Genomic DNA, 25,599 nt, shown 5'->3' on the forward strand with positions numbered 1-25,599 from the left:
CTTTTTCTGCTATTATTTTTTGTTTTTTCTTAATTCTTATATCTTTTTTCAAGAGTTCCGGGCACCGCCTCCGGCCTTTCCCATCGCACATTTCAAAGCCAATAGCCGCCTGTAACGATTGCCTGTGCCGGTCCCTTTTGTTTTTCACGGAAGGACACAAATTGACGGTTGCCGCAGCATGCATGAATTTCTTTCACTTGACGAATTAACAGCATTCAACTATAATCAACACCATGGCTTCAACGGCGAAGCTTCCCCGCCCCGCCGCGTGCGGGGATTTTTTGTTGCCCAAGGCGGATCTGCCGGGCCGGGATACGCTTTCATCGCCGACCACATTGCCGCCCAGCCGGCGGCCACAGGAGGATTTTCATGCTGACACTGGACAAGATCTATCACGCCGCTTTCATCCTGAAAGACGTTGCCCGCCGCACCGACCTGATTGCCGCTCCCCGGCTGAGCGATACCAGCGAGCTCTACCTCAAAACGGAAAACCTGCAGGTCACCGGCAGTTTCAAGGTGCGGGGCGCCTATTACAAGATCAGCCAGCTGTCTCCGGAGGAGCGGGCCAAGGGCGTCATCGCCTGCAGCGCCGGCAACCACGCTCAGGGCGTGGCGTTGGCCGCCACCCGCATGGGCCTGCGCAGCGTGGTCTGCATGCCGGACGGTGCCCCCATCATGAAGGTGGAAAGCACCAAGCGTCTGGGCGCCGAGGTCTGTCTGGTCAAGGGCACCTACGACGATGCTCACGACCGCGCGGTGGAACTGCAGCAGGAAACCGGCATGACCTTCATTCACCCTTACGACGATGAGCAGGTCATTGCAGGCCAGGGCAGCATCGGCCTGGAGATTCTGGAGCAGCTGCCCGATGTGGAGGCCGTCATCGTTCCCATTGGCGGCGGCGGACTGATCGCAGGCGTGGCCTTCGCCATCAAGAGCCTGCGCCCCGATGTAAAAGTCTACGGTGTGCAGTCGGCGGGTGCTGCCAGCATGTTCCGCGCTCACCGCGACCATACCTACGAAACGCTGGACACGGTGGATACTTTTGCCGACGGCATCGCGGTCAAGACTCCCGGCGAGCTGACCTTTGAGCTGGTGGAAAAGTACGTAGATGATGTCATCACCGTCAGCGAGGACGAAATCGCCGCGGCCATCCTCTCCCTCATGGAAAACCAGAAGCTGGTAGCCGAGGGAGCGGGCGCCGTCTCGGTAGCCGCCGCCCTGTACGGCAAGCTGCCCATTGAGGGCAAAAAGACCGTCTGCCTGATTTCGGGCGGCAACATTGATGTCAACATTCTCTCCCGCGTCATCAACCGCGGCCTGGTCATGAGCGGCCGCAAATGCAACCTGATGATCGCCCTGGAGGACAAACCCGGCCAGCTCACCCGGGTCAGCGAGATCATCTCGGGCTGCGGAGCCAATGTGGTCAGCGTCCAGTACGATCTGGGCGACACCAACATGGCCATCACCAGCTGCTTCCTCAAGCTGGGGCTGGAAACCCGGGACGCTTTGCAGATTGAGGAAATCAAGCAGGCTTTGACCAAAGCGGGCTTCAAGCTGGTCAGCGAGCGCGCCTGATCCTTCCCGACTGTAAGATTGTATTTTCCCACCAATAGAAAACAGAAAGAAGTGCTGTATTGATGAAAGTTGTATCTACCGCCAGCGCCCCCGCGGCCATCGGCCCCTATTCTCAGGCATTGGACCTGGGCAGCATGGTGTTCGTCTCGGGGCAGATCCCCGTGGACCCCGCCACCGGCCTCATGGCCGATACCATCGAGGCACAGGCCCGCCAGAGTCTGGCCAACCTGAAAGCCATTCTGGCCGAGGCCGGGCTGACCATGAAGGACGTGGTCAAGACGGTGGTCTTTCTGGCAGACCTGAACGATTTTGCCGCCGTCAACGAAGTCTACGCCCAGGCCTTTGAGGCCCCCTACCCTGCCCGCAGCTGTGTGCAGGTGGCCGGCATTCCCAAAGGTGCCCGGGTGGAGATCGAGTGCATTGCCGTACGGCAGTAACCGCTTTTCCGCATAAAAGACAAAAAAGCCGCGCCCGGACAAAGACCGGACACGGCAGAATCGGTTGGGTTTACAGCGGCACCCCGCCCTTGCACAGCTCGATGAACTGCTTGGCCACCCGGGGGCTGCGGCCTCCCGCCCGCAGAGCGAAGGCCTCGCCCTTGCGGTAGAGCTGATCGGCAGGCATCTGAACGCCGTACTGGCGGGCCAGCTCCAGCAGGATGTTTTCAAACCGCTGCTTGTCGGGGCTCTGGAAGGTCACCGTCAGGCCGAAACGGGCCGACAGGCTCATGAGTTCCTGACGGGTATCTCCCGCGTGGATGTCGTCCCCTTCCCGGTCGCTCAGGCGTTCCTTGACCAGGTGGCGGCGGTTGGAGGTGGCATACACCGCAATGTTGTGGCTGCGGCCGCCCACACTGCCCTCCAGAATCGCCTTGAGGGCGGCAAAGTCGTCGTCGTTGGAGGAGAAGCTCAGATCGTCGATGAAGAGCACAAACTTGAGCGGATTGTCCGCCAGAGACTCCATCACCGCCGGGATCTGATAGAGCTGATTTTTCTTGACCTCCACCAGGCGCAGGCCCTCGGAGGCAAACTCGTTGCCGATGGCCTTGACCGTGCTGGATTTGCCGGTACCTGCATCGCCGTACAGCAGTACATTGTTGGCAGGCAGCCCCGCCAGCAGCGCCTTGGTGTTGGCAATGACCTTGGCACGCTCAGCCTCGTAGCCGGGCAGCTCGCTCAGGCGCTGGGGGTCAGGGCAGCGGACCGGAACAAGGGTTCCGTTTTCCACCGTAAAGACGTGGTAGCGGGCAAACATCCCGTAGCCCTTTTTGCCCACCTCCCGGCGGCGCCGGGCATAGGCGGCGGCAAAATCCACTTTCTTTGTCTCCCAACGGGGCAGAAAGCTGCACGCCGCAAGCAGCTCCGGCATCCCGGCCAGAAGCTCGTCCAGTCCCGTACAGCCTGCCTGCTGCAGAAATGCCAGTTCGGATGCCAGGGCATCCTCCGCCGGCTGGGACGCCCCGCCGGACGCCGCACGGCGAATGCAGATGTTGTCGTTTTCCAGAACAGCATCCAGCAGGTAGTCGGTCCAGCAGCGGCCGGTGTCAAACAGCGCAGCTTCAAACTGCGCGGCGGAAGTGATAAAGGCTTCCTCCCCCGATGCTGCGGATGCCAGCATGGCCGCGTACTTTTCCATCACCGCATCCGAAAGCAGGCCCCGCAATACCACAAGACCGTGCAGGCGGAGGCTCATTTCACGAACATCCATACCAAAATCCCCTTTATGCTTTTCAAGAATCTTCGATACCAGTATACACGCAGGGTCCCCCTTCCGCAAGCCGGAAGCGGGTAAAAAAGATGTGAGAATTCACAAAAGCTGTTGACAATGTCCACCATTTGCGGTATAGTTTATGACAAATCCCAAATGCGTGGACAGGAAGTAGTAATGCTGCGGGCCCCCACAGAGAGCCGCCGGTTGGTGCAAGGCGGCGGGTACAACGCGCATGAAGTCATCCCCGAGCAGATCCGCCCAACCGGTTTTCCCCAGTAAGCGGATACGGCAGCACCCGTTAGCGTGCAGGGCTTTGTTGGAAGCCCGTTGAGTGGGTATGCATCGCCATACCAATGAGAGTGGTACCGCAGAGAGCTTTTACCGGCCTTTGTCTCTTGAAAAGCAGGAGACGAAGGCCGTTTTTTATTTGCCGGTGCGGGTTCCTTGCACCGGGCAGTACCGCAGAAACAGAAAAGCAGGAGAAGGAGAGGATCACGATGATGCTGACAGGTTCCCAGATTTTTGTGGAGGTTCTTGCCGAACAGGGCGTGGATACCATTTTCGGGTATCCGGGCGGCGCTGTTCTGAACCTTTACGATGAGCTTTATAAAAATTCCGACCGAATCCGTCACATCCTGACCGCTCACGAGCAGGGTGCCGCCCACGCGGCAGATGGATACGCCCGTGCCACCGGACGCACCGGCGTGGTGCTGGCCACCAGCGGCCCCGGCGCCACCAATCTGGTTACCGGCATTGCCACCGCCTATATGGACAGCGTGCCCATGGTCGCCTTTACCGGCAACGTGGCCACTTCCCTGCTGGGCCGTGACAGCTTCCAGGAGGCCTACATCGAGGGCGTGACCATGCCCATCACCAAGCACAACTACACCGTGCGCCGGGTGGAAGATCTGGCCGACACCATGCGGGCCGCCTTCCGCATTGCTCAGAGCGGCCGCAAGGGCCCCGTCCTGGTGGACATTCCCAAGGATGTCACCGCCAACTCCTGCGACTTCACTCCCAAGCCTCCGGAGCCGGTGCGCACCGTCACCCGCTACGATGAGGAGAGCGTCCTCAAGGCCGCCGAGATGATCAACGCGGCCAAGCGGCCTCTGGTCTGCTTCGGCGGCGGCGTCCGCAGCGCGGCGGGCTGCCAGCCTCTGCGGGATCTGCTGGCCAAGGCCGAGATCCCCGCCACCTACACCCTGATGGCCGCCGGCGTGCTGGCCTACGGCGAGCCCCTCAACCTGGGCCTGCTGGGCATGCACGGCTGCTACACCACCAACAAGGCGGTAGATGAGGCCGACCTGGTCATCGCGGTGGGCACCCGCTTCTCCGACCGGGTGGCCCTCAAGCCCGAGACCTTCGCCCGCAACGCCAAACTGATCCAGATCGACATCGATCCCAGCGAGATGGGCAAAAATGTTCCCATCGACCTGGCCCTTATCGGTGACGCCACCTACATCCTGCAGGCGATTCTGCCCCACGTTGCCCCGGCCAAGCACCCCGAGTGGATGGCCCAGATCCGGGAGTGGCAGAAAAAGGATTACAAGCCCACCGACAGTGACACCGTCCTCAAGCCCCACCAGATGATCGACGAGATCTGCCGCCAGGCAGGGCCCGACGCCGTCTACGTCACCGACGTGGGACAGCACCAGATGTGGGCCGCCCAGTATCTGCACCATACCAAGAGTCGCGGCTTTTTGACCAGCGGCGGTCTGGGCACCATGGGCTTCGGCTACGGCGCCTCCATCGGCGCTCAGATCGGTCTGGGGCCCGACGCCCGGGTCATCATGCTCACCGGCGACGGCAGCTTCCACATGAATCTCAATGAGGGCTGCACCGCTGTCAGCTATGACCTGCCCATCATCACCGTTATCTTTAACAACCAGGTGCTGGGCATGGTCCGCCAGTGGCAGACCTCCTTCTACGGCAAGCGCTACTCCAACACAGACCCCCACCGCCGCACCGATTTTGCCAGGGTGGCCGAGGGCTTCGGCGCCAAAGGCTACCACTGTGAGACGCCCGCCGAGTTCAAGGCAGCCCTGGCCGACGCCCTGACTCAGAAGGGGCCCTGCTGGATCGACTGCCGCATCGGCAAGGACGAGAAGGTCCTGCCCATGATCCCCGGCGGCGGCGACATTGCCGACATCATCATGGAATAAAGGAGGAAGCCATCATGCAAAATCAGGACACTCCCGATACCAACAAGCGCAGCGTCATCAGCATTCTGGTGGACAACCAGGGCGGCGTTCTGGCCCGTGTTTCCAGCCTGTTCTGCCGCCGCGGCTTCAACATCGACAGCCTGACGGTCTCGGCCACCAACGACCCCACCATCAGCCGCATTACCGTCACCACCCACGGCAACGAAAACGAGCTGAGCCAGCTGCTGCTCCAGACCGAGCGCCTGGAAGTCACCCGTCAGGTCTTTGAGCTGGACGAGAAAAACAGCCTGCAGCGGGAGCTTTTGCTTCTCAAGGTCCAGGCCGATGTCCATAATCGGGCCGAACTGCGGGAGATTGCAAGCATCTACAAGTCCAAGATCATCGACCTGTCTCCCGACAGCATGGTCTTCGAGTTGACCGGCCGTCCTGTCAAGATCGACGCCTTTCTGCTGATGTTCAAGGATTACAATATCCTGGAGATGTGCCGCACCGGCGTCACCGCCATCGAGCGCGGCGGCATGCACCATCACATGCAGAAGCCCCCGCAGGAAGTCAGCGGCATCCAGTACCCTTATTCGGGTGCCGGTGCCAAAGCCTGACCCGTACCAAGGTTCCCCGCCCAACCGGCGCTGAATATACACGATCCGGAAGAGATCGAATCCAAGTATAAAAGGAGAAAAACTATCATGGCGATCAAAAAGTATTACGATTCCGACTGCAACCTCGGCATGCTGGACGGCAAGACCGTCGCCGTCATCGGCTTCGGCAGCCAGGGCCATGCCCATTCCGAGAACCTGGCCGAGAGCGGCGTCAACGTCGTCGTCGGCCTGCGCAAGGGCTCCAGCCATTGGGAAAAGGCTTCCGAATTTGCTGCCACCCACGAAAACTTCAAGGTCATGGAAGTTGAGGAAGCTGCCAAGGCCGGTGACATCGTCATGATGCTGGTCCCCGATGAACTGTGCGCCGACATCTACAACAAGCAGATTGCTCCCTACATGACCGAGGGCAAAGCTCTGGCTTTTGCACACGGCTTCAACATCCACTTCAAGACCATCACCCCGCCCAAAAACGTTGACGTCATCATGATCGCTCCCAAGGGCCCCGGCCACATCGTCCGCCGCCTGTACACCGAGGGCGAGGGCTGCCCCTCCCTGATCTGCGTGGAGCAGGACTACACCGGCAAGGCCAAGGAGATTGCCCTGGCTTACGCTTCCGGCATCGGCGCCGGCCGTGCAGGCATCCTGGAGACCACCTTCAAGGAGGAGACCGAGACTGACCTCTTCGGCGAGCAGGCTGTGCTGTGCGGCGGCGTCTGCGAGCTCATCAAGGCTGGTTTCGACACGCTGGTTGAGGCCGGCTACGCTCCCGAGATGGCCTACTTCGAGACCTGCCACGAGATGAAGCTCATCGTCGACCTGATCAACGAAGGCGGCTTCTCCAAGATGCGCTACTCCATCTCCAACACCGCTGAGTACGGCGACTACCGCACCGGCAAGCGCCTGATCACCGAGGAGACCCGCAAGGAGATGAAGAAGGTCCTGACCGAGATCCAGGACGGCACCTTCGCCAGCGAGTTCCTGACCGAGATGAGCCCCAACGGCGGCCGCAAGACCCACTTCCTGGCCGAGCGCCGTATGCAGTCCGAGCACCTCATCGAGAAAGTGGGCAAGGAACTGCGCAACATGATGAGCTGGCTCAAGAAATAATTCCCGCTGATAACATGCAGACCGTGGTGGGCGGGCGGCAGCCGCCGCCCGCCCGCCTTGCGGTTTGTGACAATCCGGCGGCTGGTTTTCTGCCCTGCCGGTTCCAACACCACGAAAGGAGCATCCTTCCATGCGCAGTGATAATGTAACCAAAGGCTCCGAGCGCGCCCCTAACCGCAGTCTGTTTTACGCTCTGGGCTATACCCCTGAAGAACTGGACCGGCCGCTGATCGGCGTGGTCTCGGCTTACAGCGAGATCGTTCCCGGCCACATGAATCTGGACAAGCTGGCCGATGCCGTCAAGGCGGGCGTCCGCATGGCGGGCGGCACCCCCATCCTCATCCCGGCCATCGGTGTCTGCGACGGCATCGCCATGGGCCACATCGGCATGAAGTACTCTCTGGCCAGCCGCGAGCTGATCTGCGACAGCGTAGAGACCATGCTCATGGCCCATCAGCTGGACGGTCTGGTGCTGGTGCCCAACTGTGACAAGATTGTTCCCGGCATGCTCATGGCCGCCGTCCGCATGGACGTGCCCGCCATCGTCTGCTCCGGCGGCCCCATGCTGGCCGGCAGCTACGGCGGAGAGGAAGTCAGCCTGTCTAAGATGTTTGAGGCCGTGGGTGCCTACAAGGCCGGCATGATCACCGACGAACAGCTGGAGGACTGCACCTGCAACTGCTGCCCCAGCTGCGGCAGCTGCTCCGGCATGTATACCGCCAACAGCATGAACTGCCTGTGTGAGGCCATCGGCATTGCCCTGCCCGGCAACGGCACCATTCCCGCCGTCTACTCCAAGCGGCTGCAGCTGGGCAAAAAGTCCGGCATGGCCATCATGGACCTGGTGCGCCGGGGTGTGACCGCCCGTCAGATCGTCAACGAGCGCTCCATCCGCAACGCCCTGACCTGCGACATGGCTCTGGGCTGCTCCACCAACACGGTGCTGCATCTGCTGGCCATCGCCTACGAGGCCGGGGTCCCCATCGACCTCAAGCTCTTCAATGAGGTCAGCGCCAAGACCCCCAACCTCTGCCACCTGGCTCCCGCCGGTCCCACCCACATGCCCGACCTCTACGCCGCAGGCGGCATTCCCGCCGTTCAGGCAGAGCTGGCCAAGAAGAGGCTGCTGGATCTGGATGTGCCCACCGTCACCGGCAAGACCTTGGGTGAGAACATTGCGGGTGCCCACATCCTCAACGAGAAGGCCATCCGCCCCATCGACAACCCCTACAGCCAGACCGGCGGTCTGCAGATCCTGTGGGGCAACATCGCCCCCGACGGCTGCGTGGTCAAGCGCAGCGCCGTGGCCCCCGAGATGCAGTGCCACAGCGGCCCCGCCCGCGTCTTTGACAGCGAGGAGACCGCCATCACCGCCATCTACAACGGGGAGATCCATCCCGGCGACGTGGTGGTCATCCGCTACGAAGGCCCCAAGGGCGGCCCCGGCATGCGGGAGATGCTGAATCCCACCAGCGCCCTGGCCGGCATGAAGCTGGACACCACCGTAGCCCTCATCACCGACGGGCGCTTCTCCGGTGCCAGCCGCGGCGCGGCCATCGGCCACGTCAGCCCCGAGGCTGCCTCCGGCGGCCCCATCGGCCTGGTGCAGGAGGGGGATACCATCTCCATCGACATTCCCAACGCCAGCATCACCCTGGAGGTCAGCGACGAGGAGCTGGCCCGCCGCAAAGCTGCCTATGTCCAGCCCGAACCCAACGTCAAGTCCGGCTGGCTGAGCCGTTACGCCCGCATGGTGTCCAGCGCCAACCTGGGCGCCGTCATGCAGTAAGCGTTCTCTTCCGAATTGTATAAAACCGCCCCGGCAGGGAAAATTTCCTGCCAGGGCGGTTTTGTTGATGCTATTTCTTTTTTCCGAGATATGGCCGCGCCTGCTGAAAATTCAGAGCGCAGGACTCTGGCAAATTCCGGTTATTCCGTCACTCTCTGATCGGCGCGATTCCTTTGTTATTCGATGGTGATCCCCCAGCAGGCGGTCAGGGAGGCACCGGGTGCCAGCTCCTCATGGCGGCCTTCCTCGTTGACGCTGTTGGCCCAGCCATTCCAGGGTTCCATACAGACAAAGTGCTCGGCATCCTGCTGCCACAGCACGCCGTTGCCAAAGTGATTGTCAAAGTCCACTGTGACCCGATGTCCGTTGCCCGAGTCGGTGAACATCATGGGAGACTGCACTCCCGTCAGCAAACGGATGGAATCCGCAGCCCCCGGCTTGCGGGTCAGGGTAAGCTTGGCGGGTGCCGCGGGCTGGGGGCCCTTGGCATCCTCCGAGCAGGTAGCCGCCTGGATGTCAAAGTCCACGTTTTCCAGAGCGGATGCCGCAAAGTAAGGATGGAAACCGAAGCTGAAAGGCATGGGCTTGTCCCCGTTGTTCTTGACGGTCAGAGACAGCTCGGCCCGGTTGCCCGCCAGAGTGTAGCGCATCCACAGCTGGAAGTCGAAAGGATAGACAAACTTGGTCAGGCCGTTGGGCGTCAGGGTCAGAACCACCGCCTCGTCGGATGCCTCGGCCACCTGCCAGGGCACCAGGTCGGCAAAGCCGTGGATCTCCATGGGATAGGCCGCCCCGCCAAACTGATGGACTCCGCCGTCCGGCCGTCCGCAGTTGGGGAACAGGATGGGAATGCCGCAGCGGGGACGGTCGGTGGACTCAAAGTTGCCGTCCCGCAGCCAGAGGTATTCCTCCCCGTTTTTGGTGAAGGAGGTCGCCATGCCGCCCTTCTCGGGGGTGACGGTCAGAGCACAGCCGCCGTCCGTCAGCGTCAGCGTTGCATACTGCACACCATGTTTTTCGTACAAACCTTTTGTCAGTTGAGAAGCCATCTCGGGCACTCCCCTTTCCTTTCTTTTCCGCCGCCTGTTTTGCGCGGCTGTTCTTATTGCTATTATAGCGCATCCGGGACCGTCGGGCCAGGAGAATTTATGCAACCCGTGTCACTGCCCGCTTTGCAGGCACCGCAGAGGATACGTTTATGCTGATCGATGGAGCGAGCATTTTTATCTTGGCAGGCTGCACAAGGGATGGATGGCATCTTTGTGTGGTTTTTGCCGAACTACGCAATTTTTGCAACTTGTTGAAGAACTTTTTGCTATGTATAATAAAGATAAGCTATGATTTATGATCCGCCTCCCGGCGTGCAGAGAGCACCGGCGGCGGGGAAAGCAAAGGAGAGCTGCCATTCATGAAAGCATTTATGGACAAGGATTTCCTGTTGGAGTCCGACACCGCACGGCATCTGTATCATGATTACTCGGCCAAGCTGCCCATCATCGATTACCACTGCCACATTCCCCCGCAGGAAATCTATGAGGACCGCCGCTTTGACAACATCGCGCAGGTCTGGCTGGGCGGCCATCAGGTCGTCAACGGCAAGGACACCTACTTTGGCGATCACTACAAGTGGCGCGTCATGCGCTCCAACGGTGTGCCCGAGGAGTACATCACTGGTGACAAGCCCGACCGTGAACGCTTCCAGAAGTTTGTGGAGTCGCTGGAAATGGCCATCGGCAACCCCATGTACACCTGGTGCCATCTGGAGCTGAAAAAGTACTTCGGCTACGACGGCGTCCTCAATACCGAGACTGCCGAGGAGGTCTGGAATCTCTGCAACGACAAGCTGCAGCATGACCCCAACATGACCGTCCGCGGCCTCATCAAGCAGAGCAACGTGGCCATGGTGGGCACCACCGACGACCCCATCGACTCTCTGGAGTGGCACAAGAAGATCAAGGAAGACCCCAGCATCGACGTGGTGGTGGCTCCTTCCTTCCGCCCCGACAAGGCAACCAACATCCTCAAGCCCGGCTTTGCCGAGTACATTCATCAGCTGGAGGCCGTTGTGGGCCGTGAGTTCAAGTGCGTGGGCTGCGTGGTCAGCGCACTGGAAGAGCGCCTGCAGTACTTTGTCTCTCTGGGCTGCCGTGCTGCCGACCAGGGCCTGGATTATGTGCCCTATGTGGAGACTGATGCTTCCAAGGCCACTGCCGCCTTCAAGAAGGCCATGGCCGGCGAGCCCCTGACCAAGCAGGAAGGCGAGGAGTACACCACCTACCTGCTGCTGGCTCTGGGCCGTCTGTATCACAAGTATCATGTGGTGGAGCAGATCCACTACAGCTGCCTGCGCAATCCCAACCGCAAGATGTTTGAAAAGCTGGGCCCCGACACCGGCTTCGACATGATTGCCGTGACCGACGGCAGCGTGTCCATCAGCAACCTGCTGTCCAAGCTGACCGAGACCGATGAGTGCCCCCGCGTCATCCTGTACAGCCTGAACCCCTCTGACTTTGACATGCTGGGCACCATGATCGGTTCCTTCCAGGGCGACGAAGTCCCCGGCAAAATCCAGCTGGGCAGCGCCTGGTGGTTCTGCGACACCAATGACGGTATGAATCAGCAGATGCGCACCCTGGCCCGCCTGGGCCTGCTGGGCAACTTCATCGGCATGCTCACCGACAGCCGCAGCTTCCTGAGCTACACCCGTCACGAGCTGTTCCGCCGCCTGATGTGCAACCTCATCGGCTCCTGGGTGGAAAACGGCCAGTATCCCAACGACGATGCCACCCTCAAGAAGATGGTTGAGGGCATCAGCTACTACAACGCCAAGCGTTATTTCAACCTGTAATCTGTGACGGAGCCCGCCCCGCGGCCGCTTCGTTGTGAGAAAAGTTCAAGAGGCCCCTGCCTTTGCCGGCAGGGGCCTCTTTGTATGTTTTGCGGGGTTGGTGAGAGGTCTCACGCCTCGGGACGCCAGCCCTTGGCCACGTCCACCCAGCCGGAAAAGTGTTCCACCGCGCTTTCCAGCTCCGGCACCGTCAGGCGCACTGCCGAGCTGGCTGTGCCCGCCGCCGGGTAGACAATGTCAAACCGTTTCAGGCTTTCATCCAGGTAGACCCGGGCATCCGGAAGGATGGCAAAGGGACAGACGCCGCCCATGGGGTGGCCCACCTTTTCCACCAGGTCGTCGGGGCGGATCATGGCCGCCTTGGCATGGAACTGTGCCTTGTAGCGAGGATTGTCCACCTTGCCGTCCCCTGCCATTACAATAAGAATGGCGTGCCCATCCACCAGAAAGGCCATGGTCTTGGCAATGCGGGCTTCCTCGCAGCCCAGATCGGCAGCTGCCTGGGCCACCGTGGCCGAGCTCGCGTCAAATTCCATGACCCGGTCGGCCAACCCCTTTTCCGAGAGATACGCTCTCACCCGTTCAATAGACATATTGCTTTCCTTCCCCTCACTCTTTGAATTTTGCAATCCGTCAGCTTCTTTGAACATCAACGCCTGTGATTTCCAATATCGTGCCGTCATTCTGATAAACACGACAGCTGACATTTTCCGTCTTTTCCGTCAGTGCAAACTGCACCGTTGCCGTGCCGTCCGCTGCAAGAGGCGAATACGCAATCACCTGGTATCCGTCCTCCCCTTTGATGCCGACCTGCAGCTGTGCCGGCGCCTCTGCCGGCATTTCCCTGCAGGAAGCATTCAGAGTCACGGTATAGCTGCCCGGCATCAGGGTCTGTGCCTCCCCCAGAAACGGATATCCCGCACCGGGTGCTGTGACCAGGATGTTGTTTTCCACCTGGCCGCTCACAATATACAGATATCCATTTTCAACCGACAGCGACCACCTGGCCATATAAATATGCCGTCCCGACGGGATCGCAATGATCTCCCGTTCTTCCCCGAGCACGGATATCTGTTCCTGCAGCCAGGCAAGGTCATCCGGCGATTGGGCCCCTGCCATATCCACCAGGATCTGTCCCTCTGCCTGATTGATATACAATTTGCGCAGATACTGGTTTTCATCCTGAAATCCGCTGCCCGGCAGCAGGGACGGCAAATTGGATCGTTCCTCAATGGTCGTATCCAGCGGCCAGTAAAGCTCCGGACAATATTCCAGGACCTTCAGGGCAATGGGGGTGGGTTTTACATGAATGGTATTGGGTGCGCCGATTCCTCCATACGCTGCAATCACGCCGCCGGTGTAGACCGCTGAACAGGCCAGTGCCCCTGCCAGGATCCTTCGCGTCCGGATGTTTTGCAGGATATCCGCCGCCTGCGTACCGACCGCCACAGCCATCAGGGCTGTCACCCAGGCATTGTACCGTGCGATGCCGTCCATGCCGCAGTTGATGTTGGCCATCAGCGAGTATCCCAGCATGGTGGCCAGCAGTCCGCCGCTCATCCAGAGATACCTCCATCGACGGCGGATCACTGCCGGAATCACAAGCGCAATCCATACAATCAGCAGCAACGGCATATACGGCAGTATGCCGAAGTTCCAATCCCAAAAATATGCCAGGAGATGCCGCAGAAGTGTCCCGTCATTGAGCGGGATCCACTCTTCACTGTGGGAAGCGGTCAGATTGATGGCCCCGCAGATGGAATAATTATAGGCAAACGGCACCAGTCCCGGCAGATAGCAGCATCCATAGAGAATGATCTGCTTCCATTGCCCAATAAACTGCACAGCCCTTTGCCTGAGCTGCCCGGCAGTGGTTTTCCATATGGATACAAGATATTCCCCGATCATGGCAAGACCGATGGCCAAAATGCAGGGATTGGTCGTTCCCCCTATGGCGATCAGCAGGGCAGCGGGATGTTTTCTTCCCGCTGCCCACCAAATCGATGCAACGGCAATGCAGGCAAACTGGAATACCTCTGCGGAAGGCCAGCTCAGATAAAAAATAGCCGGATGGATTCCAAGCACCAGACACAACAGCGCACGCTGTCCGACCCGAAGACGGGGTTCCAGAGCCGCAGCCGCCAGAGCCAGCAGAAAGCATGCCAGATTTGTCAGGCAAAACGCCGACTCCAAAGGCGCACCGGCCAGTTTCAGAATCACGAAGGCAGGGATGCAGACGGCCGGATAGGTTGCGAAATACCATGGTACCACTCCCTGTTCTGTGGTGTAACTGGACCCCTTGAATTCATCATAGCGCTCTGCCCATTCAGGAAAGAACTCTTTCGCCTTTGCGATGTCATCCTGTGAAATAATGGCATTTCCGTCGTTGACCAGCGAGACGGTCGTCAGCGTATAGCTGGCTGCTTCCCCAATAAATTTGCTGCCGGTCTGTACCGTGATTCCCGCAAGGAAAACGGCATAAATCACCACCACAGCCAGCAGCAGCTTTTCCCAAAGGTTTTTTCCGAAAAGGCACGTCTTCTTTTGCATCCAAACCTTCCTGTCCATTGTGTTTTATTTCCGTTTGCCCAGCAGTTTGGTTCGAATGTAGGCAAAGCAGGCATCCTCCCCCTCGTCCCGCAGAATCTGCAGGCAGGTCTCCAGCTGGGCGCGGGTCTCGGGATGGAGAATATAGTGGTCCCTGCTGTGGGCGTAATACTCCCAGGCCGAGGCATCGGTATAGTCCTTGCCCTTGTAATTTTTGCTGGCGGCAATGCGGTCACAGACCATCTCGGCCACATAGCGTTCGGGCATGCGCATGCCCGCCATGGCATGGTCCCCCGACGGCGAGTAGTCGATCCAGTATTCCAGATGATGCTTGTTGCGGCCCTTGTGATGCAGCCAGGCTGCGCTGTACCCCTCCGCCTTGCGCTGGGCATTGTTGGGGCTGCAGGTCCCCTGCCAGTACCTGGCCCCTGCCAGAAACTCCACCGGGGACAGCTTGCTCAGATCATGGGTCAGGCCCTGCCAGTACAGCCCGCACCGAAAACAGTACCGGCGCACCAAGACCTTGTGATGATGAATGGTTTTATAATGCCGGATGGGATGCCACACGCGCCCGTTTCCTCCCTCTCTGCGGCGGAAGGCACTGTTCCTCCCGCCCTATGGTCTGCCGCCCGGACGTGAAATAAGGGTCCGGGCGGCTACATTTCTATTGTAATACAGATTTCTGTTTGCCGCAATGCGGTCAGGCCCTGCGCGGGGTTCGAGCCAGCCGGACCCAGGCCGTGACCAGCACAGCCAGCAGGGCAACGCTTGCCGGAACCGCCGAGAACTGGAACAGCACCGGGATCAAATGGGAATGAATGTCCGAATGGGCCTTGCTGAGCACCAGCCAGGAGCAGGGCGCCGCCACCGCCAGGACCCAGACGCAGGCCATGGGAGCCAGGCCGCCCAGGGCATCCTTCCGGTGAAGAAGCGCCATTGCCGCCGCGGACAGCACCGTCGCCCCCAGCGTGACGGCCAGCAGCTGTGCCAGAGTGAGGGAGAGGCCGGCCAGGGTCAGCACCGGGGTAGTATCCTGCACCAGATATTTGGTCAGGACTCCCGCCACCGTGACGCCTTCCCGGACGGTATCGTCGCTGACACTCATGCGGCTGCCCGCCGCGCCCAGAATGTTGGCAAGGCTTTCTCCCCAGCTGCCGTAGTAGAAAAATCCCTGGCACAGCCAGACCCCCAGCGCCGCCGCCACACCGGCCAGCGCCGAGGCCCCCGCCCCCACCATCCGCAGCACCCACTTGCCTGCCGGGCGTCCGGCTGCAAGGCTCCGGGCCCAGCACCAGACAAGGGGGATCTCGCAGAGGATAAGGAAGGTGGAGACAAACTCAAACCCGCACATGCAGCGCACCATGCAGGCCGCTCCCGCCAGCACAAAGGCCCACACCGGGGTTTTGTCCCGGCTCAGGGTGAGGGCACAGAGGGCAATACCTGCCAGCAGGGGCAGCATCCAGATCCACAGGCACCAGTACAGGTCCTTCATACCGGTCTGGAGGCCCGGTGCCAGGCACACCGCCGCCAGCCAGGCCAGAGCAGGCAGCCCCCCCGCCGCCCGGTACAGTGCGGCGCAGGCAAGCAGGGTTGCAAAATAATAGAGGATGGCGTTGGTGGTGTAGAGCATGGTTTCCCGGGTGACGCCGTCGTCCTCCACCACCGAATAGACCTTGTTGAGCACGCCCAGCGCCCAGCCCTGCAGGCCGGACTGATGGGTGTAGCTCTGGAAATCCCGGGGGTCCACCGGGGTATTGTCCCGGTAGAGGTAGCGGTTTTCCCCGTCGCCCCAGTCCTGGGTATAGACCCCCATAAAACCGCCGGGGGCACTCTGGTCCTGCTGCATCTGAAGCATCCGGCCGAACACCAGAGCCTGGGAATAGTCGTCCCAGCTGCCCGTGGCGTAGGTGCTGCCGTTTTTCAGGAGTAGGGCCAGCGGAGCAGCAATCAGAAACAGGCCCAGGGCCTGCAGAAAGGTCCAGAGCCTGCGGTGGTGCCCCGCCCACGCCGGGCGAGGCAATGGTTTGGTTGGCAAAAAGTCCTGCTGCATGGGAATGCGGCCGGCCTCCTTTTTGAATGGTTTTATCAGCGGTCCCACTTGTCGCAGAGGGCCTGAATCTGGCTGGTGAACTTGGCCAGGTCCTTGTTGGCGCCGCCCCGGTTGTGCTCGATGACCACCAGCAGCCGCTTGCCCATATTGACCAGGCGCTCAAAGGCGGGGCTGCTGCGGACAACCTCCTTGCCGGGAGCCGCCGTCTTCTCGATCTTCCGGCGGCCGCCATCCTCCAGGCAGCGCGCCGTTTTTCCGGCCAGCTCATACACTGCACCGTTGTAGGGTGCCGAGGCGGCAAAGCCCTCACTGCGCAGATGAGCTGCCCAGGTTTCGGCAACGTCATCGTCGCCGTGGTTGACGAAAACAAAGGCCGGTTTGGGATTGAAATGGTTGATCCATTTATCCAGACCGGTGCGGTCGGCGTGGCCGGACATACCGGTCATCTGGCAGATCTGAGCGTTGACCTGCACATCCTCGCCGAACAGGCGGACCTCGTCGGCGCCTTCCAGCAGGACGCGGCCCAGGGTGCCGCTGGCCTGATAGCCCACAAACAGGATGGTGGATTCCTTGCGCCAGAGGTTGTGCTTGAGGTGGTGACGGATGCGTCCGGCATCGCACATGCCCGACGCCGAGATGATGACCTTGGGAGTGGTGTCCAGGTTGATGGCCACCGAGTCCTCCTTGGTCTGGCTGATGCAGAGGTCGGGGAACCAGAGGGGATTCTGTCCCGACTGGACCAGGGCAAGGGCCTCGGCATCATAGCACTGGCTGTAGTTTTCCCGGAAGACGGTGGTGGAACGGTTGGCCAGCGGGCTGTCCACATAGACCGGGAAGCCGTCATGGCCGTGGATCCGGCCCTCCGCCTTGATCTGACGGATGAAATAGAGCAGCTCCTGGGTGCGGCCCACCGCAAAGCTGGGGATGACCACATTGCCGCCCCGGTCCAGAGTGGTCTGCAGAATCTCGGTCAGCTCTCCCAGATAATCGGGTCGCGGGGGATGATCCCGGTCCCCGTAGGTGGACTCCATGACCACAAAGTCTGCTTCGTCCAGATAGTGAGGGTCCCGCAGCAGCGGCTGGTTTACATTGCCGATGTCTCCCGAGAATACAATGGTCTGGGTCTCCCCGTTCTCGGTGATGCGCAGGGTGATGCTGGCACTGCCCAGCAGGTGGCCCACGTCGGTAAAGACCGCCTCCACTCCGTCAAAGATCTGCACCGGCGTGCCGTACTGCTGGGGTTTGAACAGCCGCATGGCGTTCTCGGCGTCCTCCACGGTATATTCCGGTTCCACCTGATCCCGGCCGCTGCGCTTTGCCTTGCGGTTTTTCCACTCCGCCTCCTGCTCCTGGATGTGGGCGGAGTCTTCCAGCATGATCTCGCACAGGTCCATGGTAGGGTCGGTGGCGTAAATGGGGCCCCGGAACCCGTTTTTGTAGATGCACGGGATCATGCCCGAATGGTCAATGTGGGCGTGGGTCAGCAGGATGGCTTCGATTTCGGCCGGTGCACAGGGCAGCTTGGTGTTTTCGTACACATCGCGCCCCTGTTCCATGCCGCAATCCACCAGAAAACGGTGCCCCGCCGCCTCGATCAGCGTACAGCTGCCGGTGACCTCCCGGGCGGCACCTAAAAATTGCAGTTTCATGACAGGACCTCCTTATTTCACCGGCACAGTTTGCCGGACCGTTTCGTCTTGTCTTTCCCTGTTTCCCGCTCCACACAAAGTCTGTCCTCAGCCGGTGACATCCCCACGCCCGACGCCGTAGCGCGGCGCCTCGGGCAGGGTAAACACATCGGCAAAGGCGTTGGTCGCATCGTTGATGGCCATGCGGATGCACCAGAAGGCGTCGCCGTAATCCCGCAGCACAGTGTAGCCCTGGTCGCTCAGTCCCCGCAGGGTGGCGGTATCGGTGACAAGGAGCACCGTGGCGTCCTCGGCCACATCCTTGGTCAGAAGGCTCTCGGTATAAGTTTCGGTCACGGTGCCGCTGTTCAGCAGTTTCAGATAGGACGCGCCGGTAACGGCCACCAGCTGCACCCGCTCCCCACCGGGCAGGGCGTCCAGCAGTGCGCCTCGGGTGATGTCCCCTTCCTCCAGTTCGGTCACGCCGCCGGCCAGACCCGCCGGGGTCATGACAGCATAATCCGACGGCCAGTTGGCCTGATCCGCCAGGGCCAGGTTGAGATAGGTCTCGGCCACATAGTTGCCGAAACTGATGGTGCGGTCGGCCTCCTCAAAGGTGAAGAGCTTCTGCCCGCGCACCGACTCATCCCCCGTCTCCAGGGAATCCAGGGCCGTGCGGGCGGAGTCATAGGCGGCGGCTGTCGCATCGTCAAAGGCGGAGCGGGCGGCCGTCATGGTGGACCGGGTAACCTGGGAAGCCTTGGCCGTCACGCTGCCGGAGGCGGTAAAGGTCAGTTCCAGGCACCCCACCGCATCCAGGCCGCCGCCCGCCGGGACGACAGTGATGCCGGAGGAAGAAACCTCCTCCGCCGTGCCCCCCGCGATGACCGCGTTGACGCCCAGGTCTTTCAGGTCATTCAGGATAGAAGTATAGTCGGTATCGGGGCCGACCACGCAGACAATGGCGTCCACATTTTCGGCGCGCAGGGCCGCCACCTGCTCGGAGGCAGTCTGCTTGAGGTCGGCGGCGGTCAGGTCGCTGGCCCGGGCGGAATTGCCCAGGCTGGCCAGTGAGAAGAACCCTATGCGCTTGCCCGCCGACTTGATGACGGCATTCATGCCGTTGGTGATGCGGTTGCGGTTCCAGCTGGTGCTGCGATAGAACAGGGGCACGCCCTCGGCGTCGCGCAGATTGGAGGCCAGCGACTCACCCGAAGAGGTCACCACATCGTCCAGCAGCCGCTCGGTGCCGAAGGCCAGATCACTGGCGTCAAAGCACTGGAGATTATATCCCGCCGCCGCAAAGGCCGAGGTCATATCCATGCCGCCGGTCAGGCTGGTGGGCAGGCTGCCCTGCAGGCTGCCGCCCGCATCGATGAGGATGGCATCGTCGTTGCCCGCCTTGAGGGCTGCCACATCAGCCAGGCTGACATCCTCGTCGGTGATGGTGCCGTGCAGCGAGCCGGTGGCGTAGATGGGCACCGTGATGTCCCCCACCCGGACGACACACTCTGCCCAGGTGCGCCCGTCCGCCAGGGTGGCGGTGACAGTGCACTGACCGTCCCCCTTGGCCTGCACCACGCCTTTTTTGCTGACGGTGGCCACATCGGAGTCGCTGGTGGACCAGTAGACCTTCTGGCCGCCGTCGGTCTCGGCAGGCTCATTCAGGGTGATGGTGGCTTTGTCCCCTTTCTGCCCCAGAGACAGCTCGTTCTTGTAGGTGTCGTTGGTAAAGGTGGGCTCAATGACCTTTCCGTAGAGATCGGTGATGCCGGTCATGGTCAGGTCCTCCATGACAAAGTCGATATCCACCGTCTCACTCTGGACGCCGTAGTCGGCGCCGGGAGCCTGGTAGGTCGCCTGCCACATGGAATAGGTGCCGGTGTATCCCAGCTCGGAGGAATACCGGGCGATCCACAGCTCATCCCGCCAGGGGTCGAAGGCGGGGTCGTCAAAGCGGGCGCGCACCCAGTTGAGGGAGGCATAGATGCCCTGCCGACCGGTGTAGCCGTACTCCTCCAGCTGATCGAAGAAGGCCTGGGTCAGGGCGGCCATCTCCTCGGGGAAAAGGCCGGTGATGGAGGTGTCCTCCAGGTCATAGTAGACAGGATAGTCCAGCTTGTAGGGCTTGTCGGTATAGTCGGGCAGTTCCTCATAGGGGGACTCGATCAGACCCAGCAGCCGCGCCACATGGGCAGCCTCGCTGCGGGCCTGTTCCTCGGTGGTGGCGTAAGAGTAGAGGTAAACGCCGAAGGGAATGCCCAGTTCGGTGCAGGCATCGGCATTGCGCTCCCAGTAATCGTCGTCCTGGGTATATTCTCCCTCGCCGTTCCACTCGCTGCCGATGCCGCAGCGCAGAATGGCAAAGTCGATGCCCGCGTCCTTGGCCTTCTGCCAGTCCACCTCTCCCTGATATTTGGAGACATCGATGCCCTTGAGGGTCGCCGCCAGAATAGGCTCCCCCGCATCATTGAAATAATACCCGGCATCGTTCTTTACCCAGGCGCCCGCACTGGTGCCCGTCTCGGGAACGGCAGGTTCTCCCTCCGAGGTCTGGGTGATGAGGAACACAACCAGACAGACCGCCACAATGACCAGCAGAGCAATGCCCGGCAGGATCAGACGCTGCCAGGGGTTGGTCTTCCGTTTGCGCTTGTATCGAATCGTTGTTTGCTTCACAGTCGGCAATTCCTTTCCGCAAGAGGTGACGGGGCGTCGTCCCACCGGCCGTCTGCGGCCGGGCACAATGTATTTGTATGCGCCGCGGCGCGTATGGATACGGCAGGGACGGTAATATGCTTATATCGTACCATTTTGTCGAATAAATTACAATGCTGTAACCTCTTTCACGGGCTATCCTGAGGGGTTCAGAAAAATTTTACATTTCGGCAGATTTCTCCCGGCGAAAAAGAAAAGCCCCTGTCTCTGCCGGGCAAGCAGCAGAGACGGGGGTTGTCTCACTTTTTCCATTTTACGGAATGCGGTACGGAGAGGCCGGATATTTCCTCTACGGCAGGCGGAGAGCCGATCACAGCGTGCCGCCCTCCTTGGGCTCGGAAGCCTCCTTGCGTGCATTCTGCTGGGCGCGGATCTCCCGGTACTCCTTGTTGAGGGTTGCCTCCGCCTCCGCCTCCTCATTCTTGATTTCCCAGTGAAGCAGGAAGGTCAGCGCGGCCCGCAGCACAATGATGGCGCCCACAATGGCGATCTCGCTCAGATCCCGCACCACCACGGTGCGCAGGATCTCGCTGCCCAGCTTGAATTCCAGGCAGAGGGCCATTCCCTTGGCCAGCTTGAGGCGAACCATGGGATCGTGACGGATATAATTGACCACGCCCTGCACACCGGCCACAATGAGCACCACCACGCCCACCAGTTCAAACAGGTGAATGGCATTGCTGACCAGAATGTCCAGAAGATTCTGCATAAAAAGATCAAAGGCTTCCACGGCGGCATCCTCCCAAATGACTGCCCCGCACGCCGTCATTTTTGACAGGCGGAGCCGATTTGGTCAAATTATAACAAGGCTCTGAAGGAATTGCAAGTTTTTCCGTCCGGACGAAAAGATTTCCGGGAATAAGGCCGCCCGGCGTCGGCCCCGTCCATCCCCTTGCATGGACATGATATAATAGGAATAAAGTCAGGAGAACGGGATCAGCAGACGCCCTGCGGTCAAGCTGCCGTTTTGCAGAACCGCAGGCGGCCCTGCCCAAATTTTCCCGCATTGAAATGGAGGCTGGATCTGTCATGAAAGTACTTTTGATCAACGGCAGCCCGCATGAAAAAGGCTGCACCTATGCTGCTCTCGCCGAGATGGCCAAGGTCCTCAACGGGGAAGGCATTGAGACCACCATCTTCCACATCGGCCGGGCGCCGGTGGGCGGATGCGTAGGCTGCGGCGGCTGTGCCAAGGCGGGCAAGTGCGTCTTCGGCGGTCCCGTGGCGGATGTGCTGCCTCTGGTGCAGGAGGCTGACGGTATCGTCTTTGGCGCACCGGTCCACTATGCCACCGCGGCAGCGGGCATGCTGGGCTTTATGCACCGGTTGGCCTACTCCGCTGGACGGTATCTGCGTCACAAGCCTGCCGCTGTGGTGACCAGCGCCCGCCGCGCCGGCACCGTCAGCGCCCTGGATGCCATGATGAAGATTCCAACCTTCTACGAGATGCCCCTGGTCAACTCTACCTACTGGCCCATGGTCCACGGCTCCAACGCCGAGGAGGCCGCCAAGGACGAGGAGGGCATGCAGATCATGCGCAACCTGGCCCGCAACATGGCATGGGTCCTGCGCTGCATCGAGGCAGGCAAGGCCGCCGGCATTGAGGCTCCCACCGCCGAGAGCGGCAGCCGTACCAACTTCATCCGCTGATTGTTTCAACAATCCGGAAGTTTTCCACAACAAGCAAAAGATCCCCGTACCGGGCGGCTGCCTGATACGGGGATCTTTGTATCTTGCAGAGATTACAGCACCTTGGACAGGAAGGTGCGCAGGCGCTCGTTGTCCGGGTTGGCAAAGAACTCCTGCGGGGGGCGATCCACCTTGACCACACCTTCGTCGATAAAGATGACGCGGTTGGCCACCTCCCGGGCAAAGCCCATCTCATGGGTGACGACCACCATGGTCATGCCGCCCTTGGCCAGCTCCTTCATGAGTTCCAGAACCTCGCCCACCATCTCGGGGTCAAGGGCGGAGGTGGGTTCATCGAAGAGCAGGGCCTCCGGGTCCATGGCCAGGGCACGGACAATGGCAATGCGCTGCTTCTGGCCGCCGGAAAGCATGGCCGGGTAGGCATCCGCCTTGTCCGCCAGCCCGATGCGGGCCAGCAGGTCCATGGCCTTGGCATCGGCCGCCGCCTGGCTCATCAGGCCCAGTTTGGTGGGGGCCAGCGTAATGTTGCGCTTGACGGTCAGGTGCGGGAAGAGGTTGAAGTGCTGGAACACCATGCCCATCTTGGCACGGATCTTGTTGATATCCTTTTCCGTGACCTCTTTGTCCTCAAAGTAGACATGGCCGGAGGTGGGTTCCTCCAGACGGTTGAGGCAGCGTAGGAAGGTGGACTTGCCGCAGCCGGAAGGGCCGACCAGGCAGACAACGTCGCCCTTGTTGATGGTCAGGTTGATGCCCTTGAGGACATCCAGACCGGCATAGCTTTTTTTCAGATTCTCAACGACGATCACTCTGTCTCATCCTCCCTTCCAGTTTGCCCAGCAGCCAGGTAAAGACCATGACCAGCACCAGATAGATGGCCGCAATGCCAAGCAGCGGATACATGGCCTCGTACGTACGGTTCATGATGCCCTTGGCCGCATACAGCAGTTCCTTGCCGCCGATAACGGTGATGAGCGACGTGTCCTTGAGCAGGACGATGAACTCATTGCCCAAAGCAGGCAGCACCGACTTGATGGCCTGGGGAATCACAATGTTGACCATGGTGGTGGTGTAGTTGAGGCCAAGGCTGCGCCCCGCCTCCATCTGGCCGGGGTCCACGGCCATCAGACCGCCGCGGATGATCTCCGACACATAGGCGCCCGAGTTGATGCCCAGGCTCAGTGCACCGACCAGGGTATACTCGCGGCTGGACTTGAAGATGACCATGCTCATGATGAGCAGCTGGACCATCATGGGGGTGCCGCGGATGACGGTGGAGTAGATCTTGCAGATCAGGTTGACAACGCCCAGCACCGGGTTGCGGTGGCCGGGACGCTGCTGGTCATGGGCCACGCGGATCAGCGCGACCACACCGCCCAGCACCACGCCCAGAGCCAGAGCCATGGCTGTGACAAGCAGCGTGGTGCCCACGCCCTGAATGTACTGCTGCCAGCGGTCGCCCTCAAGAAACGCCTGATAGAATTTGACGAAGATGTCCTGCCACAGAGTGAGCTCTGTGCCGCTTTTTGCCAGATTGGACAGCGTTTCAAACTGTGCTGCCAAGTCCATGCCCACATCCACCTTTCTTTCCGGTCGGTGCCGCGCCGGGAATTTCCGGCGCTTTGGTTGATTGCCGCCATTGACGGCGCGGTCTCTGCCGCCCGGGGCGGCAACAAAAGAGAGAGCGGCCAGCCCGGCACATTGCCGGATGCGGACGCAGTCGCCCGCATGGTCGCCCTCCCCTTTCAGGCGGTATTATCCGCCTGTTGTGTCGATTGGTTCAGCTCTAGTCCGATCAGTCGGCAGTGATGTACTTGTCGATGATGGACTGGACGGTGCCGTCGGCCTTCAGCTCAGCCAGTGCGCCGTTGATGGCGTCCAGCATCTGGGTGTTGCCCTTCTTGACGCCGATGGCGTAATCCTCATTGACATACTCGGTGTCGAGGATCTTCAGGCCGGGGTTGGCAGCGACGAACTCCTGAGCGGGAGCGTTGTCGATGACAACGCAGTCCACCTGACCGTTCATCAGGGCCTGGACAGCGGTCAGACCGTTGTCGTAGGGAGTAACGTTCTCTGCGCCGAAGCCGCCGTTCTCCACAGTGTCGGAGCAGTACAGGTCACCGGTGGTGCCGCGCTGCACGCCGATCATCTTGCCGGTCAGATCATCCACGGAAGTGATGTCGGAATCCTCAGGCACGATGACCACCTGAATGCCGGTGGCATAGCTGTCGGTGAAGTCCAGGTTGACCAGGCGGTCCTCGGTGACGGAGACGCCCGCCATGACCATGTCGCTCTTGCCGTTCTGAGCAGCCAGCAGGGCAGAGTCAAAGTCCATATCGTCGATGCGCAGTTCCAGGCCCAGCTTGTCGGCGATAGCCTGGGCGATCTCCACGTCGATGCCCTCGAACTCGCCGGCGTCATTGGTCATCTCGTACGGCGGGAAAGCAGCATTGGTGGACATGATGAGCATGCCTTCCTCAACGGTGGTCAGCTCACCGGCAGTGGCTGCGGACTCGGAAGTAGCCTCGTCCACCGCGGCCTCGGAGCTGGAGCTGGTATCGGCAGCGGAAGAGCTGCTGTCGGAAGAAGTGTTGCCGCTGCAGGCCGCCAGGCTCAGTGCCAGGGCGGAGGCCAGCAGGATAGAAGTCAGTTTCTTCATGTTTGTTCCCTCGTGTTCTCTCTTTTTTAGTATAAGGTATGGTTTATGTGTCCCGGCACGGCAGATACCGTGTCCTCCCCGGTGACTTTATCAGTATGCTGCATAAAAGCTACAATGTCAATGAATATTTTTCAATTTTGGCAATTTGTGTAGGGGGATTGCCGGTGCGCCGCGATTTTTGTGCAGTTTTTTCGTCTGAAAACAGCCTTGTGCATACAGCTTTTCTTCTCTTTCCGCAAGGCAATTTGCGCTGCATCGTCCACGTGCCGGGAACGCGCTTTCTGTATGTTTACTCTATTGCGGGCTGGTCCGCGGGGTTTGTGTCCCCTTTTGCTTTCCCGCCGGATGCTGCCTTTTCCGACTGATATGCACTTATTTTGTATATTTATCCATATTCATGCATGTTTTCACCGTAACGGGGGAAAGGGAGCTTTTTTCCAGACCCCATCCTATTGACACTCACCGTCCCCGATGCTAGACTGGGACTGCTATAATAGGTATAAAGTGCGGCAGGAACCGCATTTCGGCGCATGCAGCAGGCGGCGCCGCAGAGAACG

21 protein-coding genes and 1 other annotated feature are annotated in these 25,599 nt (G+C 60.4%); of the genes, 9 read left to right on the plus strand and 12 right to left on the minus strand.

The annotated features are described in order from the left end of the window. The first annotated feature begins 369 nt into the window (after nt 1-369). Together ilvA and INF35_RS09970 are read left to right on the plus strand one after the other, a co-directional pair. The gene (gene ilvA / locus INF35_RS09965) at nt 370-1,575 is read left to right on the plus strand and encodes a threonine ammonia-lyase (RefSeq protein ID WP_193502059.1); all 1,206 of its coding nucleotides are present in this window, start codon (nt 370-372) and stop codon (nt 1,573-1,575) included. Nucleotides 1,576-1,637: 62 nt separating this feature from the next. Further along, entirely contained in the window at nt 1,638-2,012 is a 375-nt protein-coding gene (locus INF35_RS09970; RefSeq protein ID WP_328740702.1) for a RidA family protein, read from the plus strand. Between the two features lie 70 nt (nt 2,013-2,082). Here the strand turns inward: INF35_RS09970 and INF35_RS09975 are convergent, their stop codons facing one another. Further along, nucleotides 2,083-3,282 (minus strand): ATP-binding protein, encoded by a 1,200-nt coding sequence (locus INF35_RS09975; protein WP_193502063.1) that lies wholly within the window; start codon nt 3,280-3,282, stop codon nt 2,083-2,085. 152 nt (nt 3,283-3,434) lie between these two features. After that, nucleotides 3,435-3,678, plus strand: a binding site (T-box leader). Nucleotides 3,679-3,782: 104 nt separating this feature from the next. Between INF35_RS09975 and ilvB the strand changes: the two genes are divergently transcribed. From ilvB to ilvD, 4 genes are all read left to right on the plus strand, one after another. Continuing rightward, nucleotides 3,783-5,447, plus strand: a complete 1,665-nt coding sequence (gene ilvB, locus INF35_RS09980) for a biosynthetic-type acetolactate synthase large subunit (RefSeq protein WP_193502065.1) — start codon at nt 3,783-3,785, stop codon at nt 5,445-5,447. Nucleotides 5,448-5,461: 14 nt separating this feature from the next. After that, the gene (gene ilvN / locus INF35_RS09985) at nt 5,462-6,046 is read left to right on the plus strand and encodes an acetolactate synthase small subunit (protein ID WP_193502067.1); all 585 of its coding nucleotides are present in this window, start codon (nt 5,462-5,464) and stop codon (nt 6,044-6,046) included. Nucleotides 6,047-6,133: 87 nt separating this feature from the next. Next, nucleotides 6,134-7,153, plus strand: a complete 1,020-nt coding sequence (gene ilvC, locus INF35_RS09990) for a ketol-acid reductoisomerase (protein ID WP_193502069.1) — start codon at nt 6,134-6,136, stop codon at nt 7,151-7,153. Nucleotides 7,154-7,283: 130 nt separating this feature from the next. Beyond that, a complete protein-coding gene (ilvD, locus tag INF35_RS09995) occupies nt 7,284-8,942 on the plus strand; it encodes a dihydroxy-acid dehydratase (protein WP_193502071.1) in 1,659 nt (552 codons plus the stop codon). 176 nt (nt 8,943-9,118) lie between these two features. Here ilvD and INF35_RS10000 read toward each other — a convergent pair whose 3' ends face one another. Continuing rightward, entirely contained in the window at nt 9,119-9,991 is an 873-nt protein-coding gene (locus INF35_RS10000; protein WP_193502073.1) for an aldose epimerase family protein, read from the minus strand. A gap of 359 nt (nt 9,992-10,350) precedes the next feature. Here INF35_RS10000 and uxaC point away from each other — a divergent pair, with 359 nt between their 5' ends. Then, nucleotides 10,351-11,790 (plus strand): glucuronate isomerase, encoded by a 1,440-nt coding sequence (gene uxaC, locus INF35_RS10005; RefSeq protein WP_193502075.1) that lies wholly within the window; start codon nt 10,351-10,353, stop codon nt 11,788-11,790. A 110-nt stretch (nt 11,791-11,900) separates the two neighbouring features. Here uxaC and INF35_RS10010 read toward each other — a convergent pair whose 3' ends face one another. From INF35_RS10010 to INF35_RS10040, 7 genes are all read right to left on the minus strand, one after another. Further along, on the minus strand, nt 11,901-12,383 hold the full coding sequence (locus INF35_RS10010; protein WP_193502077.1) for a YbaK/EbsC family protein: 483 nt from the start codon (nt 12,381-12,383) through the stop codon (nt 11,901-11,903). Nucleotides 12,384-12,423: 40 nt separating this feature from the next. Further along, nucleotides 12,424-14,340 (minus strand): hypothetical protein, encoded by a 1,917-nt coding sequence (locus INF35_RS10015; protein ID WP_193502079.1) that lies wholly within the window; start codon nt 14,338-14,340, stop codon nt 12,424-12,426. A gap of 24 nt (nt 14,341-14,364) precedes the next feature. Further along, a complete protein-coding gene (locus INF35_RS10020) occupies nt 14,365-14,904 on the minus strand; it encodes a DUF5662 family protein (protein WP_193502081.1) in 540 nt (179 codons plus the stop codon). Nucleotides 14,905-15,037: 133 nt separating this feature from the next. Further along, the gene (locus INF35_RS10025) at nt 15,038-16,387 is read right to left on the minus strand and encodes a hypothetical protein (RefSeq protein ID WP_193502083.1); all 1,350 of its coding nucleotides are present in this window, start codon (nt 16,385-16,387) and stop codon (nt 15,038-15,040) included. Nucleotides 16,388-16,422: 35 nt separating this feature from the next. Continuing rightward, nucleotides 16,423-18,036: an MBL fold metallo-hydrolase RNA specificity domain-containing protein gene (locus tag INF35_RS10030; protein ID WP_193502085.1), complete on the minus strand. Its 1,614-nt coding sequence runs from the start codon at nt 18,034-18,036 to the stop codon at nt 16,423-16,425. Between the two features lie 87 nt (nt 18,037-18,123). Continuing rightward, nucleotides 18,124-20,694, minus strand: coding sequence for a GH25 family lysozyme (locus tag INF35_RS10035; RefSeq protein WP_193502087.1), 2,571 nt, complete (start codon nt 20,692-20,694; stop codon nt 18,124-18,126). A 349-nt stretch (nt 20,695-21,043) separates the two neighbouring features. After that, a complete protein-coding gene (locus tag INF35_RS10040; protein WP_328740710.1) occupies nt 21,044-21,463 on the minus strand; it encodes a DUF1622 domain-containing protein in 420 nt (139 codons plus the stop codon). 299 nt (nt 21,464-21,762) lie between these two features. Here INF35_RS10040 and INF35_RS10045 point away from each other — a divergent pair, with 299 nt between their 5' ends. Beyond that, entirely contained in the window at nt 21,763-22,383 is a 621-nt protein-coding gene (locus INF35_RS10045; protein WP_193502091.1) for a flavodoxin family protein, read from the plus strand. Between the two features lie 92 nt (nt 22,384-22,475). On the opposite strand, the gene INF35_RS10050 is transcribed toward INF35_RS10045, so the two are convergent. From INF35_RS10050 to INF35_RS10060, 3 genes are all read right to left on the minus strand, one after another. After that, nucleotides 22,476-23,192 carry an amino acid ABC transporter ATP-binding protein gene (locus INF35_RS10050; RefSeq protein ID WP_193502093.1) on the minus strand — a complete coding sequence of 239 codons (717 nt, stop codon included), beginning with the start codon at nt 23,190-23,192 and terminating at the stop codon, nt 22,476-22,478. Further along, the gene (locus INF35_RS10055) at nt 23,179-23,946 is read right to left on the minus strand and encodes an amino acid ABC transporter permease (RefSeq protein WP_193502964.1); all 768 of its coding nucleotides are present in this window, start codon (nt 23,944-23,946) and stop codon (nt 23,179-23,181) included. Before INF35_RS10055 ends, INF35_RS10050 begins: the two co-directional genes overlap by 14 nt. 232 nt (nt 23,947-24,178) lie before the next feature. Beyond that, nucleotides 24,179-25,042 carry a transporter substrate-binding domain-containing protein gene (locus INF35_RS10060; protein ID WP_193502095.1) on the minus strand — a complete coding sequence of 288 codons (864 nt, stop codon included), beginning with the start codon at nt 25,040-25,042 and terminating at the stop codon, nt 24,179-24,181. A gap of 95 nt (nt 25,043-25,137) precedes the next feature. Between INF35_RS10060 and INF35_RS10065 the strand changes: the two genes are divergently transcribed. Continuing rightward, nucleotides 25,138-25,407: a hypothetical protein gene (locus tag INF35_RS10065; protein ID WP_193502097.1), complete on the plus strand. Its 270-nt coding sequence runs from the start codon at nt 25,138-25,140 to the stop codon at nt 25,405-25,407. Nucleotides 25,408-25,599: the final 192 nt, after the last annotated feature.

The sequence above is a fragment of the Gemmiger gallinarum genome (assembly GCF_014982805.1).
Taxonomy (GTDB): Bacteria; Bacillota; Clostridia; order Oscillospirales; family Ruminococcaceae; genus Gemmiger; species Gemmiger gallinarum.